The sequence below is a fragment of the Rubritalea squalenifaciens DSM 18772 genome (assembly GCF_900141815.1).
Lineage (GTDB): Bacteria > Verrucomicrobiota > Verrucomicrobiia > Verrucomicrobiales > Akkermansiaceae > Rubritalea > Rubritalea squalenifaciens.
The window spans coordinates 584,850-600,524 of record NZ_FQYR01000004.1 but is presented as its reverse complement, the minus strand read 5'-3'; the positions used below and the strand labels follow the sequence as shown (position 1 = coordinate 600,524).

Genomic DNA, 15,675 nt, shown 5'->3' with positions numbered 1-15,675 from the left:
GCCCTGCATATTAAGAGCAGATTAAGATCTACTTTTTCTTCTTTTCCTCTTCCGGTTCATCCCCTCCGCCAAAAATGGAATTCAATCCCTGCTGCAGCACATCGGAACCAGCCTGGACGGGATCCTTGTCCCCCGTTAGCACATCCTTCCCTGCCTCCAAGACATTCTTACCGCTCTCCATGACTTTATTACCACCAGGCACCTTGCCAACAACTTCTCCACCATACTTAAGCATCTGCTTCCCACCCACCATTTCCAACATTCTATCGCCAGCCGCGGCCAACAAGCGCCCGCTGAGGTCCTCCTTCACATCGGCAGTCGTTCCTCCAATGACTACGGTGGTCCAGCTCATCCCTTCTTTCCCTGGGAGGAAAACTTTATCCTCAGCCCCAGGAATGTGGCTTAAGGTCCCCGGCGTAAGACCGACATAAAATTTGCCGTCCAGCTTATCACCATCAATGGTTAACGCCCCCTCAACCCGGATCAAGCCATCACAATGCATGTAAATATCATTCAGCTTCAGTTCCTGGCCCACTTTCTCAAAATGGCAGCGGAAATTTGAAAACCGCAGGGTCTTGAAATCACGTACCATAGTGAATGCCGCGATACTATCGAGAATCGGCAGAGCGGTGAGCTTGCCATCTTTGATCATGATCTCTCCCTTGATAACGGGCTCATTGTCACTGCGTGGCTCGATGCTAAAGGTTGCAGCAAACTCCCCAAATAGTTGCTGCTTCCAGTCCTCCGGAATCACATCGGCACATTGTAAATTCTCAAGCGCCCCCATCAGTGCGTAGCCACTTCCTTCCTCATTAAAATCCACTTCACCTTCCAGCCCGAGCTTTCCTGTATCAAACACCTCAAAATCTGCTTTATCGATGTGTAGACGGTTATTGAGAAATCTTACCTGACCATCTTTGAGATAGGCCTTACCCAGCATTTCCAGCGGCATCTTGAAATAGCCGCCAGAGAGACTGGCATCGTAAGCGGCACTACCATCCTGTTTCACCAACTCAACCTGCACATCCTTCATCTCATAATCACCACCTTCAGTCAGAATTTTCGCTCCAGCCCGCAGTATCGTGGCATCATAAAGTGCTGCCCTCTTTGGCAGAAATTGTTCCAACAACCCCTCAGCCGCATCCCTGACACGTGGTTTATTGAACTCTTTGGTCAAATCTAAATCCACCTGAAGCGCCCCCACTTCGACATTTCTCAGCTCCCACTCTTCCCGTTGCAAGAAGTCACATTTCACATCTAATGACAGATTTTCCGCCTCCAGTTTGGCCAAACCTCCATCACTCACGGCAGTAAATCCGTCATTCTCTCCATGCATTCCATTCCAGGTGAATTTTTCAAATTCCCCCTCAGCCCCCATCAAGTCTCCGACTTTCAGACTCATTGCTTCACTGAACTCAGAGCTATGAATATAAGCCAGAACACGGTTATAACCCACTGCTAATGCAGACACTAACAGCACACAAAAGAGCGCAGACAACTTCCACCCAAGCCCCTTCATCATGCGGTTCTTTCCTCTTCTTCTACTACTTTTTCGTCTTCTGGACATGGGCTACAAGCTAAGTTAATACCTTCAAGTCTCAAGGTTTCTTCTCGCTTCTACGGGAAATTTGCTTTTGTGTAACCATCGTTCTGTAAAAACTTATTATCAACCGTGCTAGAGATAAAAGACCTTTGTTTTACCATTGAGAAAGACGATGAACCCCTCAACCTGGTTGATCGTGTAAGCATTAATATCCCATCTGGTCACTTCATGGCCATCGTGGGACCGTCTGGTTGCGGTAAAACCACCTTGCTCAATACACTTGCCGGCCTGAACGAGCTTTCTGAAGGCGCTATCTACTGGAACGGCAGAGACCTTGAAGAAGATGGCGACTTTGACCCAGCTGAACTTGGCTACGTCCCCCAATTTTCTATCGCCTATGATGAATTGACCGTAGACGAATCCATCGAGGCAGTCACCAAACTCCGAGTGCGTACCCGCAATCTGGACGACTTGGATCTCCGTATTGATCGAGTACTTGAAGAGACTGGCCTGACGAGTATTGCAGACCGCTACGTTAAAGTCCTTTCAGGCGGTCAAAAGCGCCGTCTCGGTTTGGCCATGGAGCTCGTTACTGACCCCAAGCTACTGCTTTGCGATGAGGTGACTTCAGGCCTGGACCCAAGATCCGAGCGAGATATCGTACGCCGACTGCACTCCCTTTCCCGACGCGATGGCCGCATCGTCATCTCAGTCACCCACTCTCTGGCCCATCTAGAACTCTACGATTCCATCCTGGTCTTGCACGAAGGCAGAGTCGCCTACCACGGACCACCAAATGGACTCACCCATTATTTCTCCGTCGAAGACACCGAGGAAATCTACCCTCGTCTGGCTAAGCAAGATGCCAGCAAATGGCAGAAATCCTGGCTCAAGCACAAAGACGTCTACTACAAAAAGATCGATAGTACCCGCCAGAGGCTCATTGACGAAGGCCAGCTCATCATCCCTGAGACCAAGGAGCTGGACACCCCGTCCAAGGAATCCAAAAAATCCACCCAAGATATCGTACTTGATGAGACTGGTCCTCTTGAAGATGACCGCACCAAAAGCGAAATCTCCTCTGACACAGAATTTGATGAGTTCGGTGACATTCCGATCAAGAAGACTGGCAAAGTGCGCGCAAGAAAGCCTCAGAAAATAGAGGACTCTGCCCCACTGGAAGTCGAAACAGAGAAGTTCCTCGACTCCAGCGAAATTGTTTCCGAAGGAGCGGAACCAATCAGCACCCCTAATTTCGCCAGTCAATTCAGCACCTTGCTGGCTCGTCGCTGGAAGATCTTTTTCCGGGACAAAGGCCAGGTCATCCTCCAACTGGCCATCCTGATCTGTTTCCCCTGCCTAGTTGCTCTTTTCGGGGAGCAAGCCAGTGCCCCTCTTCTTCAGTATCCGGATGTCCCAGATGTAGAAGTATCCATGCAGTCGATGAAAAACTTGGAAACCATCGGCGAAAACAGAGCCAAAGTCGGTGGAGCCGTCTCGGGCATCATCATGTTCCAAGTCGTCTTGCTCGCACTGATGGGCTCCAATAACGCAGCCCGCGAGATCGCTGGTGAACGTAAGATCATGGAGAAAGAAAAGTTTGGCGGAGTCAGTCCCTTTGCCTACCTCCTGAGTAAGATTGTCTTCCTATCCGGCATGGTCATCATCCAGTCCGTGTGGATGGCTATTTTCGTAGAGCAATTCTGGCATTTCCCGGAAAACCACGCCACCAATGGATTCTTCGATCACGTCTTGTTCCTCATCCTCGTCAATGCGGCCATGACATCCATCTGTCTGGGCATTTCCTCGCTGATGAAAACCTCTGAACAGGCATCACTCCTGTCCATTTACCTGGTTGGCTTCCAGCTACCACTCTCAGGTGCAGTCTTGGCGCTTCCCGAATTCGTGGGCCAAATCACCCGCCCTTTCATCTCCGCTTACTGGGCCTGGTCTGGCAGCATTGAATCCCTAGAAGACCGTTATCAAGCAGCCATCACTACCGTCACCACGACTCCACTTGATAACACTAGAATGATTTGCCTCTATGTCTTAGGCTTCCAGATCCTCATCGGCCTCATCGCCTCCTACATCGGAATCCGCCGTCATCAATGGGAACATTAATTCCCGACGTCGTAACCATTTCAGCAATCCCTCTTATTATCAGACATCAATCACACTTTCACCATGGCTCGTAGATCCAGAAAAAAGAAACAAAGTAATTCACAGACCACCGTCATCATCGGCATCGCCGTCATCGCCCTAGCTGGCTACCTTGGCTTTAAAGTCATCGGCTCAAGCGACAAGGTCGACGCCAAAGAGTTCCCACTTCAGAGCTACGTCAATGACGGCAACAGCCTGCGTGGTAACAAATACCAGGTCACTGGCGAGGTCTTTTCCAAACCCTTCCACGATCCAGCAAGAGGTCAAAAAATCTACGTTCGCGTGGATGTCGGCGAAGCTAAATATCCAGCGGGTTTACCTCGGGATATTGGTATTTTCGTACCAAGCACAGTCCAAGGCCCGAACCTTGAAACAAAGCAAAATTACACATTCGTCGTCAAAGTCATCAATGGAGGCAATCTGGAAGCCCTCCAATATGCTTCCCAATAGCCCATTTGCCACCGCCTCATAACTAGACTAATTTTCCTAAAATGAAGAAAACTCACATTTCAGTCCTTGCTCTCAGCGTCCTGTCCTTATCGGCATCTGGCCAAGTCCTCTCGCCTACAGGATCAGGCAGCATTGTGCCATCCTCAAAGAATACAGCCTCAGGCAGCAACGACACCACGATCACCCGCACACAGCAAAATTCAGCCTCCCCTCATGGAGAAGAGCTCCCGCTGATTGATCCCACTCAGAAGACAGTGACCTTCCAAGGGCGCACCTATTCCCTGATGGACAACAATCTCGGTGGTCAGTTCGAGGCTTATCTGGCATCCACTGAATTTGCCACTCAGGCAGCCATCGAATACCGTGAGACCATTCAGCAAATTCTTGAGCATCTTTCCCCTACAAACGAAGAAGGACAGAACCTCAAAGCTGCCTACGAGCTGCTCGAAAAAGCCTCCGATTATCCTGGTGACGGAAACATCTGTGAGTCCCTGGGCAACTCCATCTACTCCGCCCTTCTCACCAAGCAAGGCATCGGCAGTAAAAAGGAGGCTATTGAGCGCCTCAACAAGGAACGTGATCGCATCATCTACAACATGGGCATCATGGAGTCCAAACTGGAGTTCCAAACGCCACAGCCTACAGGAGGCAACGGCGGCAAAAACGGCAAGAATGGCCGTCAGCAGAATAATTCACGTGTCACCTCTACCGAGTACCTCATGATGCAGAAGAGGCTCGTAGAAATCGAAGCCATCAAGAAGAAGTACGAAGGAGAAGGAGCTATCAGCCTGACCCAGTCCAAGATCCAGTATCAGGCGATGATGGTGCAGCTCTTCATGCAGCGCCGCTTCGAGCACGTCGTGATCTCCTCCCGCTTCTATAACCTTATCTTCAAAGACGGTGATCAGAAAATGCGCCTCAAGAAAGGCTCTGATACCGAGAAGTTTTTCTCTGAAGGAATAGGTGTGAACCCTACTGTTTCCGGATTAGATGCAGCCGCCAACGAAGCGATTCGTAAGACACGCACCTTGATCGACGCATTCCGCAACAACCTCGCTCAGGACCGCTTACATGCAGCCTCAGAACGCTTGGTTGAAGCCTATGCCATCGGTGAATTCCTTCCTGTCGTTCAGACCGTCCCGATCGACTCCAAAGCAAGAATCCAGCAGTACGTCCAAGACGGCAATGATCTCATCGAAGCTCTGTCCGCCAAGGAACTCGCCAGAGCCACCGAACTCAATGAGTCACTCAAATCTCAGGCCACAGACTACAACAGCTCCAAAGCCAATTCCTACATATCAGCCCACAAGCGCGGGTCAGACAGCTATGTACGTGACGCCAAATTTGCCCTGCTCAATAAAGAAACGGACAAATTCAAAGTGGCCATGGAAAACGCGATCAAGATGTGGCCAGGCAACCCGGCCATCGGTGACCTTAATTCAGCTCTGGATAAACAGATTGCAGGAATGACCGAGGATCAGGACCTTGCCGCAAACGCCATAAAAGACTTTGATAACCTTCTGGCAGCAAAATCCTACCGCGCCATGCTCGAGGAACCTCGCAAGTCCACATTCGTAGTTGTACTCGGCAAGATGAATGATGAGGCTCGCATGAAGCAACTTGAAGAAATCGGCACCTCCATCGAGGAAATCGAAAAAGCTCTGGAAACAGCAAAGCAGCTCGAAGCCGCTGGCCAGCCACATGCCGCGTGGGAGGCCGTCTACAAAGCTCAGGTCAAGTACTTCGATGATCCCAAGATCGCCAATACCAAGGCCCGCCTTGCAGGAGAAGTAGCCACCTTCACCAATGCACTCACCCGCGCCAAGAACCTCGAGGAAAAGAATATTGCTCAGACAGGCTCAGCCCTCTCCTGGTATCTCGAGGCCAAGCGAATCTACCCGAACAGCAAGTTCGCCAATGAAGGCATCCAGAGACTCCTGGACCTAGAGTTTGGCGAAGGCGCAGCAGACGTCAGCAAAGAGGCGACACAAGACGGTGCAGTCAATGCTGAGATAGTAGAATAATCTCCCTCAAACACCCCAAATGCAAAACGGCCTTGGTTCTACAACCAAGGCCGTTCTTTATATGAATGATTACTGCCAGAGCTACTACATGCGCTCAGGCACGTTGATCCCGAGCAGGCCTAAGCCTTTCTCCAGCACGCGAGCAGTGAGCTCACAGAGCACGAGACGTGATTTACGCACTTCTCCCTCACTCTTCAATACTGGGCAAGCCTCGAAGAAGCTGTGGAAGGCCTTTGCCAGATCCAGCAAGTAGTTCGCCAAGATATTCGGGCGCAAATCATCCAGCACACTTGGAAGCACCTCACCGAAACGGGAGAGGATACGGCTTAGGTGGATTTCTCCGTCCTCCGTGATGGTAAGACCCTCGCTATCCAGAACCACCTCTTCCTCCAGCTTACGGAAAATGGAACGAGTACGGACGTATGCATTTTGCAGATATGGAGCTGTGTCTCCCACAAGAGCTACCATTTTCTCCAGATCGAAAATATAGTCACTCGCACGGTGGTGGCTGAGTTCGGTGAATTTCACCGCACCGAGTCCAATTACCTCCGCGAGCTTTTCTTTCTCCTCTTCTTCGAGGTGACCACTCTTCTCTTCGAGAACAATGCGTGACTGCTTGATAGCATCACTGAGCACATCCTCTAGCTGAGGAAGGTCACCATCACGGGTCTTGAGTGGTTTCCCATCTTTGCCGAGAATGGTTCCGAAGGACACGTGCTTCAGTTCGGCCTTGCAGCCGCGACGCTTGGAAACATCGAAGAGCTGCTTGAAGTGAAGCCCCTGACGAGCATCCACCACGTACCAGATCTTGTCCGCATTCCACTCATGCAGACGGTAGTCTACAGTCGCGATATCCGTGGTAGCGTAGTTGAAACCTCCGTCGCGCTTGCGGATGATCATGGGTAGATCACTCCACTCTCCGTCACGCTTCTCTTTGAAAGGGTCGTTACCGGGATCACCTTCACCGCTGGAGAAAACACAGAGAGCGCCGTCACTCTCACGCGCCATACCTTCCTTTTCCATGGTCTCCACCAGTGGAGCCAAGGCATCATTGTAATAGCTCTCACCCAGCCAATGATCAAAAGTCACCTCCAGGCGGTCGTAAATCTTATCGAGGCCCAGCTTGGAGACCTCTACGCACTTTTCCCAGATCGCGTAGTTTTCCTGATCTCCGCTTTGCAGCTTCACCAGCTCTTCACGGCACTGGTCTTTCACGGCCTCGTCTTCCTTGCAGAGAGCATTCACACCTCGGTAGAGGCGCAGCAATTCCTGCAGCGGATCAGCTTTCAGAGCCGCTTCATCGAGCAGATTCTTCCAGCCATAAATCACCATCCCGAACTGGGTGCCCCAGTCGCCGATGTGGTTGTCCGTGATCACATTGTGCCCCAAGAAGCGAGAGATACGGGAAAGGGAATCACCAATGATGGTGGAGCGGATGTGGCCCACATGCATTGGCTTGGCCACGTTTGGCGCGGAGAAATCGACTACGATATTCTCTGGGTTCTCCACCTTCTCAACACCGAGACGTTCATCGCCAAGCAGCTCAGCCACCTTGCCAGCCCATGCCTCAGGCTTGATGCGGAAGTTGATGAATCCTGGACCTGCGATCTCCGTTGTGGCCAAATCTTCCACCTGAAGCGCCTCCACGACCTGAGTGGCGAGTTCGCGTGGGTTCATTCGCAGGCGTTTGGCGAGCGCCATGGCAGAATTGGCCTGGTAATCGCCAAAGCGCAGGTCCGCACTCTGTACGACCTGAGCCTTGAAGCCTTCTGGCAGTTCGATGCCTGCCGCCGCAAATGCTTCTAACAAGCGACTTTCAATAACCTGCTGGAATGTCATGGCCTCCATAAATCAGAAAATCGCCAAACCCGCAACCCCCGTGCGGATCAAAAAACATCTCAGCCAGCAACGCCTGGACTAGCGCTCGCTGTGAATCCGTGAAGGACGAGATCCAAGAATCTCCAGAATATCACGGCGAGTCTCAGCCTCCGCGAGTTGCTGGCGCACCTCACAATTGTTGAACATCTTAGCGATGGCCGCCAAGGTCTGGAGGTGCATGTGGTAGTCCTTCTTAGGCACTACGAAAAGTAGTACGAAGTTTACCGGTGCATTATCCAGGGCCTCGAAGTCTATACCATCCTTGGAGCGCCCGAACATCGCCACAACATGCTCCAGCTTATCGGAAAACGCATGCGGAATGGCTACACCGGAACCAATACCAGTAGAAATCTGATCCTCGCGCACCTGAAGTGCGGCAAGCACATCCTCCTTATTTTCAGGCGCAAGCAAACCTTCTTTGTCAAGATGCTCTACTAGCTCCACAATGGCAGGCCAGTGCTCCTCGGACTTCATGTCCAGCATCACTTGTTCTACAGTCAGTAAACTTGCTAATTTCATAGGAAGATTGGCTCATCGCTGTGCGTACACAACTATGAGGGAAAGGCGTCTACCCTCATAAGTAGCCAAAATCAAGTGATTTTCTCGCACAGCTGCTCGACCTGTAGCATGATTAAGGCCATTCTACGCGATATCTAAAGAAACCATGAGAACTTCCGTCCTTGCACTTTTTTTACTACTCACATGCTTGTTTTACGCCTCAGCCGCCCCAAGAACGATCCACCTTTTCGTCGCACTCTGTGACAATCAGAGCCAAGGCATCGCACCAGTTCCGGCCAAAATCGGCAATGGTAACGACCCAGACAGCAACCTCTACTGGGGATGCTCAGATGGGGCCAAATCCTACTTTTCCAATTCCTCTAAGTGGAAGCGATTGGCGGTGATCAAACCAACGGATAAAGAGTCCCCTATTCTGGAGAGAATCATTTTCCAACACAAGGAAAGCCAGAGCCTACTGGTAGCAGACGCCTACCGAGGCAGCGCGATCAAGACCTGCATAAAAGACTACCTGAATGCCTGTCTCGGGGGATTTGAAGCTAGCGTAGAACATAGCTCCCTGGACAAGAAGCTGGCTATTGGTTCCAAATCCAATCTGGTCGCCTATATCGGTCACAACGGTTTGATGGATTTTCAGCTGAATATCACAAGCGCAGAAAAACCACCCGTCATCCTGACCATCACCCTCTGCTGTCATTCTGAATCCTATTTTTCAAAATACTTCAGACAGGGAAATGTCTACCCACTACTGCAAACCAAATCACTGATGTATCCTGGAGCCTTCATTTTACATGACGCCTTGGAGGGACTATTCAAAAGCAATAATGAAAAAGAAATCAGGATGAGAGCGGTCAATGCTTACGCAAGAAACCAGAAAATAAGCGTCAAAGCGGCTGGCACCATCTTTTCTCCAGCCAAATAATGGACTAGATCACCATTTTGTCCCAATTGTAGAACAACTTGAAACTTGCAAGTTCCACTTTCCAAACCAATCTTCCGGCATGAGCGACTTTGAGGACAAAGTAAGAGAGACCCTCGCTAACCCCAAGAATCAGGGAGAAATGCAAGATGCAGATAGCGTCGGCACTGTTGGCTCTCCCGATTGCGGGGACATGCTGCGCATGTGGCTCAAGTTCAAGGAGGAAAACGGCAAAAAGGTCATTGACCGTGCTTCATTCCAGTCCTTCGGCTGCCAGACAGCCATTGCTGTTGCCTCGATGGCTACGGAAATGCTCAAGGGCAAGACCGAGGAAGAAGCTCGTCATCTGAGTGCACAAGAACTCTCCGGTGACCTAGGGGCCCTGCCTCCCATGAAAATCCACTGCGGCCAGCTGGTTGAAGGCGCCCTAAAAAGTGCGCTGGATCAGAGCCCAGCAGAAGAACCCGCTAAAGCGGAGGATAGCAACACCCTCTCAAATTCCATGCAACAAGCCTCAGGCAAGATCCGCATCGTCAAGTTGGAGGAATAACCCTTTTCTTAGTCAACCCAATAAACCACTTCACCATTGAAACGCAGGTATCTCAGACTCGTTCGTCGCGCCTATCGTTACCTGCGCCACCCCCGCATCCGTAGGATCAAGTGGCTGGATCCTGTCATTAAGTCAGTCTTTAACCGCCGCTACTGGCTACCCTGCCGAGCTACGGTAGCCAATGGACTCTCTGTTGGTTTCTTCTGCTCCATGCTTCCTATACCATTTCAGATGGTCTTGGCGGCACTGGGATGCCTAAGAGCCAGGGGCAACGTACCGGCTGCTATTGCAGCTTGCTGGATTACGAATCCGATCACACAAATCCCTATCATGGCTCTGCAAGAGCGCTTCGGATACTGGTTGCACCATACTCTGGGCATTCCCCGCCCGCCGTATTTTTCCCATTTGGAAATGAGCTTTGAAGCTCCCAGAATCGATATCTTCGGCACCCTGCTTCTGGAAGGAGGCCTAACGACAGCGAACATCGGCAACTTCGTCCTCGGCTTCCTCTTCTCAGGCTTCATCCTCGCCATGTTAGCCTATCCCCTAGTGTACGGAGTCAGCCTCTTTCTACCCAACCGCGGCAAAGCAGTAGAACCGGTCCCTGTGGCAGACACTGACGACTGAGTGCAAAAGTGCCATTCCCGCCCGGAAAGCAGAAAAAAGCAGGCTATTTTGCGTTTTTGATAAAACTTCTGTAACTTAAGCTGGTTTCATAGCTAGTTAGTATGTGGCATTCGTACAGATCCACCTGTATCTTGCTAGCTAGAACCCCAGACAAGTTGAGATCATGATCGTCCATTATCTGCGCCCTTTTATAGGAGTATTCGCCCTTATCAGCACTGTAGCGAATGCCGAACTCTCGCTGGAAGTGGTGAAAAATACCGCTCGTGGCATTGATGAGCGCATTCAAGTGAACAATGCCAAGCAAGGGATCAAACCGAACCCTATCGTAGATGACAGCACCTTCGTGCGCAGAGCCTACCTCAACATCATTGGCCGTATTCCCACTTATCAAGAAACCCAAGAGTTTATCGCCGACTCCACGCCAGACAAGCGCCACAAGCTAGTCGACAAGCTGGTTTACTCACCGGGCTTTAACTCCAAGATGTTCAATTTCTATGCGAATATGCTCAGGCTACAAACCAACCAAGGCCAGTTCGGACTTGGTTGGCACGTCTGGCTCCGTGAACAGGTAAACCAGAATACCCCCTACGATGAGATCGTCTACACCATGCTCGCCTCTAGCGGTCATGCCTCAGACAACCCTGCTGTTGGCTACTACCTCCGTGACACCAACATGCTTTTGGACAACATCAGCAACACGGCCCAGGTATTCCTCGGAACCCAGATTGGCTGCGCGCAATGCCATGACCACCCGTTCGAGGATTGGACGCAAAAGCAATATTACCAGCTGGCAGCCTTTGGAGCGACACTCGAGTATAACCGCAGTGAACTCGCCCAGAAGAAAGTGCGAGAAGTCATCGAATTTAAAAGAGGCACCGCAGAACCTGTTGCCCGAAATGACAGAAAGAAACGCCGCAACAACATGCGCCAAGAAGCACAAGGACTCCGCAATGTCTTTCGTGATTTCAGACGCAACGAAGTCAATTACATCTCTACCAAGCAGCTTCAGCTCCCTCATGATTATCCCTACAACGACGGTAAGCCCGGTGACGTGGTCTCTCCCGCCGTTCTTTTTGGCTCCATGCCAAAGCTCGATGCTTCTAGCTCTGGCACAGAACAGCTGGCAGCCTGGGTCACTTCAAAAGATAACCCTATGTTCAGCAAAGTTATCGCTAACCGCTTGTGGGCACACGCGATTGGCTACGGACTCGTAGAGCCGCAGGATAACTGGACGGAAAGAAGCGACATTTCACATCCTGAAGTCTTAGACAGTTTGGTGAAAATCATGCACCTCACAGATTTCGACACCCGGGAAACACTTCGCATCATTTACCACACAGCACTTTTTCAGAGAGAGACATGTGCCTTCGAGCTCGAAGGCGGAGCGGCTCACGATTTCCGTGGCCCACTGCTGCGCAGAATGAGTGCCGAAGAAATTCATGACTCCCTTCTCACCCTGGAAATGGGCAACATTGACGACAAGGAAAACAAAGCTCTCAACTACAAATGGACAGCCTACACCAAAGGCATTCACCACCTCATGGAGATGTCCCCCAAGGAAGTCATTGAACTCGGCGAGTCTGCCAACGAAGTCGAAAAGAAAACGCGTAAGCTGAGGACTCAAATCACGGAGTTGCGCACCAAAGAAGCCGAATTCAAGGCCGCTGGAGAAACCGAAAAGTCTGCGAAAGTTCGTCGAGACATCGCCAAGCTGGCTCTTCAAGCGCGTCAGATCCGCATGGACGCCTCCAGTGACAAGATGGTGAGCATGACCATGACGCGTAACTTGCGCACCCGAGCAAGAACACCTCTGCGTGCCTCAGAAATGCCAGCCCCCTATAACCCTGGCTCATTCCTCAGAGACTTTGGAGCTTCCGACCGGGAAATCACCAATTCCCAGCACACCTTATCCTCGATCCCGCAGGCATTAAGCCTACTGAATGGCAAAGAGAGTGCGATGATTACGGACAAGCGCGGCAAGCTTGCTGACCTGCTCAACAAAGCGAGCAAGGCTGAAGAGCGCTTGGACATCCTGTTCCTCTCAATCTACAGCACCTTACCTAATGAGAAGGAGAAAGAACAATTTCTCTCCCTGTTGGATGACCCACGAGACACCAGAGCTCTCGCTAAAGCCATGCTCACCTCCAAGCGCTTCATCTTTGTACAATAACCCACCATCATGAAATCGAATAAACTTAATGAGCTCTCTCGGAGAGACTTCCTCGCCACCACGGCCCGTACCTGCTTCGGTGTGACGATCGGAGGCTCCATGGCCAATCTGTTCAGCGCCTCCGCATTTGCAGCTGATCCTGCAGTGGTCGCAGCCGGTGGAGGCAAGGCCAAACATCTCATCTATCTTTTCATGTCAGGAGGCATGTCGCACATCGACACCTTCGACCCCAAGCCCGAGGCGGGAAGCGACATCATGGGAGAAACCAAAGCCATCAAAACTAATGTCGATGGTATCCAGTTTGGTTCACTACTACCCAAGCTCGCTCAGCAGGCAGACAAGATGGCCTTGATCCGCTCGATGAACTCTACCCAGGGAGCCCATGGCCCAGGCCGCTATTTCATGCGTACTGGTTACGCTCAAAGAGCCAGTATCGTGCACCCATCATCCGCCGCCTGGGTTAATAAGCTCACTAGCCCGATGAACGACACCCTGCCAGGATTTGTCACCATCAACTGTAACAATGACCACCCGGGAGCAGGCTTCTTCGAACCAAAGTTCCAGCCACTCCCCGTGGAAAAACCGGAGGAAGGCCTGAAAAACTCTCACCAGCGCAAGGAAGTCACTGATAGCGAATTCGAGAAACAGCTTAAACTCCGTAGAATCCTTGATGCCGAATTTGACGCCAAGTACCACGAGGGTCACAAGGAGACTCGCGCCTACAACGAGATCTACGACTCAGCGGTGCGCCTGATGAAGAGTGAAGACCTGGAAGCCTTTGATCTATCCAATGAGCCCAAGGAGGTTCATGCCCTCTATGGAGCCACTACCTTCTCAAAAGGCTGTCTCCTCGCAAGAAGGCTTGTGGAACGTGGTGTACGCTCCATCGAGGTCGAACTCGGAGGCTTTGACTGGCATGCAGACAATTTCGTAGAAGCCGAAAACAAGCTTCCTATTCTGGACCAAGCTCTCTCCGCACTGTTAATCGACCTGAAAGCAAAAGGACTGCTAGACTCCACACTCGTGGTACTCGCCACAGAATTCGGACGCACCCCTAAAGTCACCGGTAATGCTGGCCGCAATCACTTCCCGAAAGCCTTCACCACCCTCATGGCAGGCGGAGGAATCAAGGGGGGAATGGCATACGGCACTACGGACAAAACCGCTGCTGAGGTCACCGAGAACAAGGTCAATGCCGGAGACTTCAATGCAACTATCGCTCACGCCATGGGGCTCAAGCATGACCAGATCGTTTACTCCAGCAGTAAACGTCCATTCAAGATGGGATCACAACATGGATCCCCGATCCAAGGAATTTTCGCTTAGTCAGACCAGTAACAAAAAAAGCCGTGGTTCGCTCGAACCGCGGCTTTTTCTTTCAAATCTCTTAGTAAGCTGACTTCGCAGAGAGATACTTCTTGTAGGAGGCATCTGGATTCTCCAGATCCAAGGGATCTCCCACTGCCTTCATTTGCTCAGCCAGCTTGGCATGCATGTCTTTCAGGACTTCGGCGTACTTCTTATCGCCTGCAAGATTCTTCATCTCCATGGGATCATTCTTCAGGTCGAAAAGAAGCTCTTGCTTGGCCCTCGGGTACACGATCAACTTATAATCATCCGTACGCACCATGCGCTGTAGGTTCACGTAGCCATTGTAGACAAGTTTGCGCGCCTTGCTGGAATCCCCCTTCACCAGAGGCATCACGCTCTCAAAGTCCACGTGCTCTGGCTTATCTACACCGCCAAGGTCTAAACAAGTGGCAGCCGCATCCTGCAGATAGATTGGTGAATCAATTTTCTTACCCTTAGGAATGCCTGCCCCAGTGATAATCCAAGGCACACGCACTGAGTGGTCATACTGGTTCTGCTTCCCAAGCAAGCCATGGTGCCCACAGGCCAAACCATGGTCTGCACTGAAGATGATAATCGTATTGTCCGCCTTACCCGATTGCTCCAAAGCCTCCAGGATCCTACCAATCTGGTCATCCATATGAGTAATCAGCGCATAATACTCACTACGGTTCACCTGAACCGAATAAGGAGTACGTGGATAGGGGGCGAGCAACTCATCCCTGATTTTCTTCACACCAAGGTTGTATGGATTCTCCGAGACAAAATCCTCTGGAACCTTAATCTTAGAATAAGGATACATGTCCTGATACTTTTGAGGTGCCTGTCTAGGGTCATGAGGCGCATTGAAGGCCACCATCATCATGAAAGGCTTGTCCCCCTTCTCCTTCAACTTCCCGACGGCATCATCCGCTACAATTTCGCTGTAATGCTTCCCATCCTTGGACCAAAAACCACCCCAGCTCTTGTCCGTAGGACTCCAGTTGTCCTTTCCTGGCTCAAAATTACGGCTATAGCGCTTCTTCTGATTATGCATCTTTAGCATACCTGGAAGTACATGCCCGGTTTGCCCCCATGCGGTCTTACAATCCTTATTACTTCCTACATGCCACTTCCCGGTGTAGTAGGTATCGTACCCTTCATTTCTGAGTAACTGCGGAAAACTTTTCCCTTCCGTGATCACGGGCACAGGGCCCTCTTTGTGTACCTTCCATAATTGCTTGCCCGTCATCATCATCGCTCGGCTCGCCATGCAGATAGCACCATTCCAAGCTCCAGGGTTATAGGCATGAGTAAACACGGTCCCATTCTTAGCGAGCTTATCCAAATTGGGGGTCTTAACCTCCTCATTCCCCATGAATCCGACTGACTCATAGGCTAGGTCATCCGCAAAAATAAAAAGAATATTAGGCCGCTCTTCAGCCCCTGCATGTCCTGCCAGAAGTGCCAACGCGGAAAGCGCGCCCAGACACGCTCGCAAAGAAAATC

Annotated in this window: 12 protein-coding genes; 8 read left to right on the top strand and 4 right to left on the bottom strand. The window is 51.0% G+C overall.

The features are described from left to right. Window positions 1-28 precede the first annotated feature (28 nt). Window positions 29-1,567 (bottom strand): hypothetical protein, encoded by a 1,539-nt coding sequence (locus tag BUB27_RS12750; RefSeq protein WP_143184226.1) that lies wholly within the window; start codon window positions 1,565-1,567, stop codon window positions 29-31. A 105-nt stretch (window positions 1,568-1,672) separates the two neighbouring features. On the opposite strand from BUB27_RS12750, the gene BUB27_RS12745 reads away from it, so the two are divergent. The 3 genes from BUB27_RS12745 (at window position 1,673) to BUB27_RS12735 (ending at window position 6,177) form a co-directional block, all read left to right on the top strand. Beyond that, window positions 1,673-3,664 carry an ATP-binding cassette domain-containing protein gene (locus BUB27_RS12745; protein WP_143184225.1) on the top strand — a complete coding sequence of 664 codons (1,992 nt, stop codon included), beginning with the start codon at window positions 1,673-1,675 and terminating at the stop codon, window positions 3,662-3,664. A 63-nt stretch (window positions 3,665-3,727) separates the two neighbouring features. Further along, a complete protein-coding gene (locus tag BUB27_RS12740; protein WP_143184224.1) occupies window positions 3,728-4,153 on the top strand; it encodes a hypothetical protein in 426 nt (141 codons plus the stop codon). A 41-nt stretch (window positions 4,154-4,194) separates the two neighbouring features. Further along, window positions 4,195-6,177 (top strand): hypothetical protein, encoded by a 1,983-nt coding sequence (locus tag BUB27_RS12735; protein ID WP_143184223.1) that lies wholly within the window; start codon window positions 4,195-4,197, stop codon window positions 6,175-6,177. Between the two features lie 84 nt (window positions 6,178-6,261). Here BUB27_RS12735 and argS read toward each other — a convergent pair whose 3' ends face one another. After that, window positions 6,262-8,016: an arginine--tRNA ligase gene (argS, locus tag BUB27_RS12730; RefSeq protein ID WP_143184222.1), complete on the bottom strand. Its 1,755-nt coding sequence runs from the start codon at window positions 8,014-8,016 to the stop codon at window positions 6,262-6,264. A 78-nt stretch (window positions 8,017-8,094) separates the two neighbouring features. After that, the gene (locus BUB27_RS12725; RefSeq protein WP_143184221.1) at window positions 8,095-8,574 is read right to left on the bottom strand and encodes a PTS sugar transporter subunit IIA; all 480 of its coding nucleotides are present in this window, start codon (window positions 8,572-8,574) and stop codon (window positions 8,095-8,097) included. A gap of 145 nt (window positions 8,575-8,719) precedes the next feature. On the opposite strand from BUB27_RS12725, the gene BUB27_RS12720 reads away from it, so the two are divergent. The 5 genes from BUB27_RS12720 to BUB27_RS12700 all read left to right on the top strand — a co-directional run bounded on the left by BUB27_RS12720 (window position 8,720) and on the right by BUB27_RS12700 (window position 14,163). Further along, a complete protein-coding gene (locus tag BUB27_RS12720) occupies window positions 8,720-9,493 on the top strand; it encodes a hypothetical protein (protein WP_143184220.1) in 774 nt (257 codons plus the stop codon). A 79-nt stretch (window positions 9,494-9,572) separates the two neighbouring features. Continuing rightward, window positions 9,573-10,040, top strand: a complete 468-nt coding sequence (locus BUB27_RS12715) for an iron-sulfur cluster assembly scaffold protein (RefSeq protein WP_143184219.1) — start codon at window positions 9,573-9,575, stop codon at window positions 10,038-10,040. Between the two features lie 36 nt (window positions 10,041-10,076). Then, window positions 10,077-10,667, top strand: a complete 591-nt coding sequence (locus tag BUB27_RS12710) for a DUF2062 domain-containing protein (protein ID WP_143184218.1) — start codon at window positions 10,077-10,079, stop codon at window positions 10,665-10,667. Window positions 10,668-10,830: 163 nt separating this feature from the next. Further along, on the top strand, window positions 10,831-12,837 hold the full coding sequence (locus BUB27_RS12705; RefSeq protein WP_143184217.1) for a DUF1549 domain-containing protein: 2,007 nt from the start codon (window positions 10,831-10,833) through the stop codon (window positions 12,835-12,837). A 9-nt stretch (window positions 12,838-12,846) separates the two neighbouring features. Then, window positions 12,847-14,163, top strand: a complete 1,317-nt coding sequence (locus BUB27_RS12700; RefSeq protein ID WP_143184216.1) for a DUF1501 domain-containing protein — start codon at window positions 12,847-12,849, stop codon at window positions 14,161-14,163. Between the two features lie 61 nt (window positions 14,164-14,224). Here the strand turns inward: BUB27_RS12700 and BUB27_RS12695 are convergent, their stop codons facing one another. Beyond that, window positions 14,225-15,667, bottom strand: coding sequence for a sulfatase family protein (locus tag BUB27_RS12695; RefSeq protein WP_234991750.1), 1,443 nt, complete (start codon window positions 15,665-15,667; stop codon window positions 14,225-14,227). Window positions 15,668-15,675 lie beyond the last annotated feature (8 nt).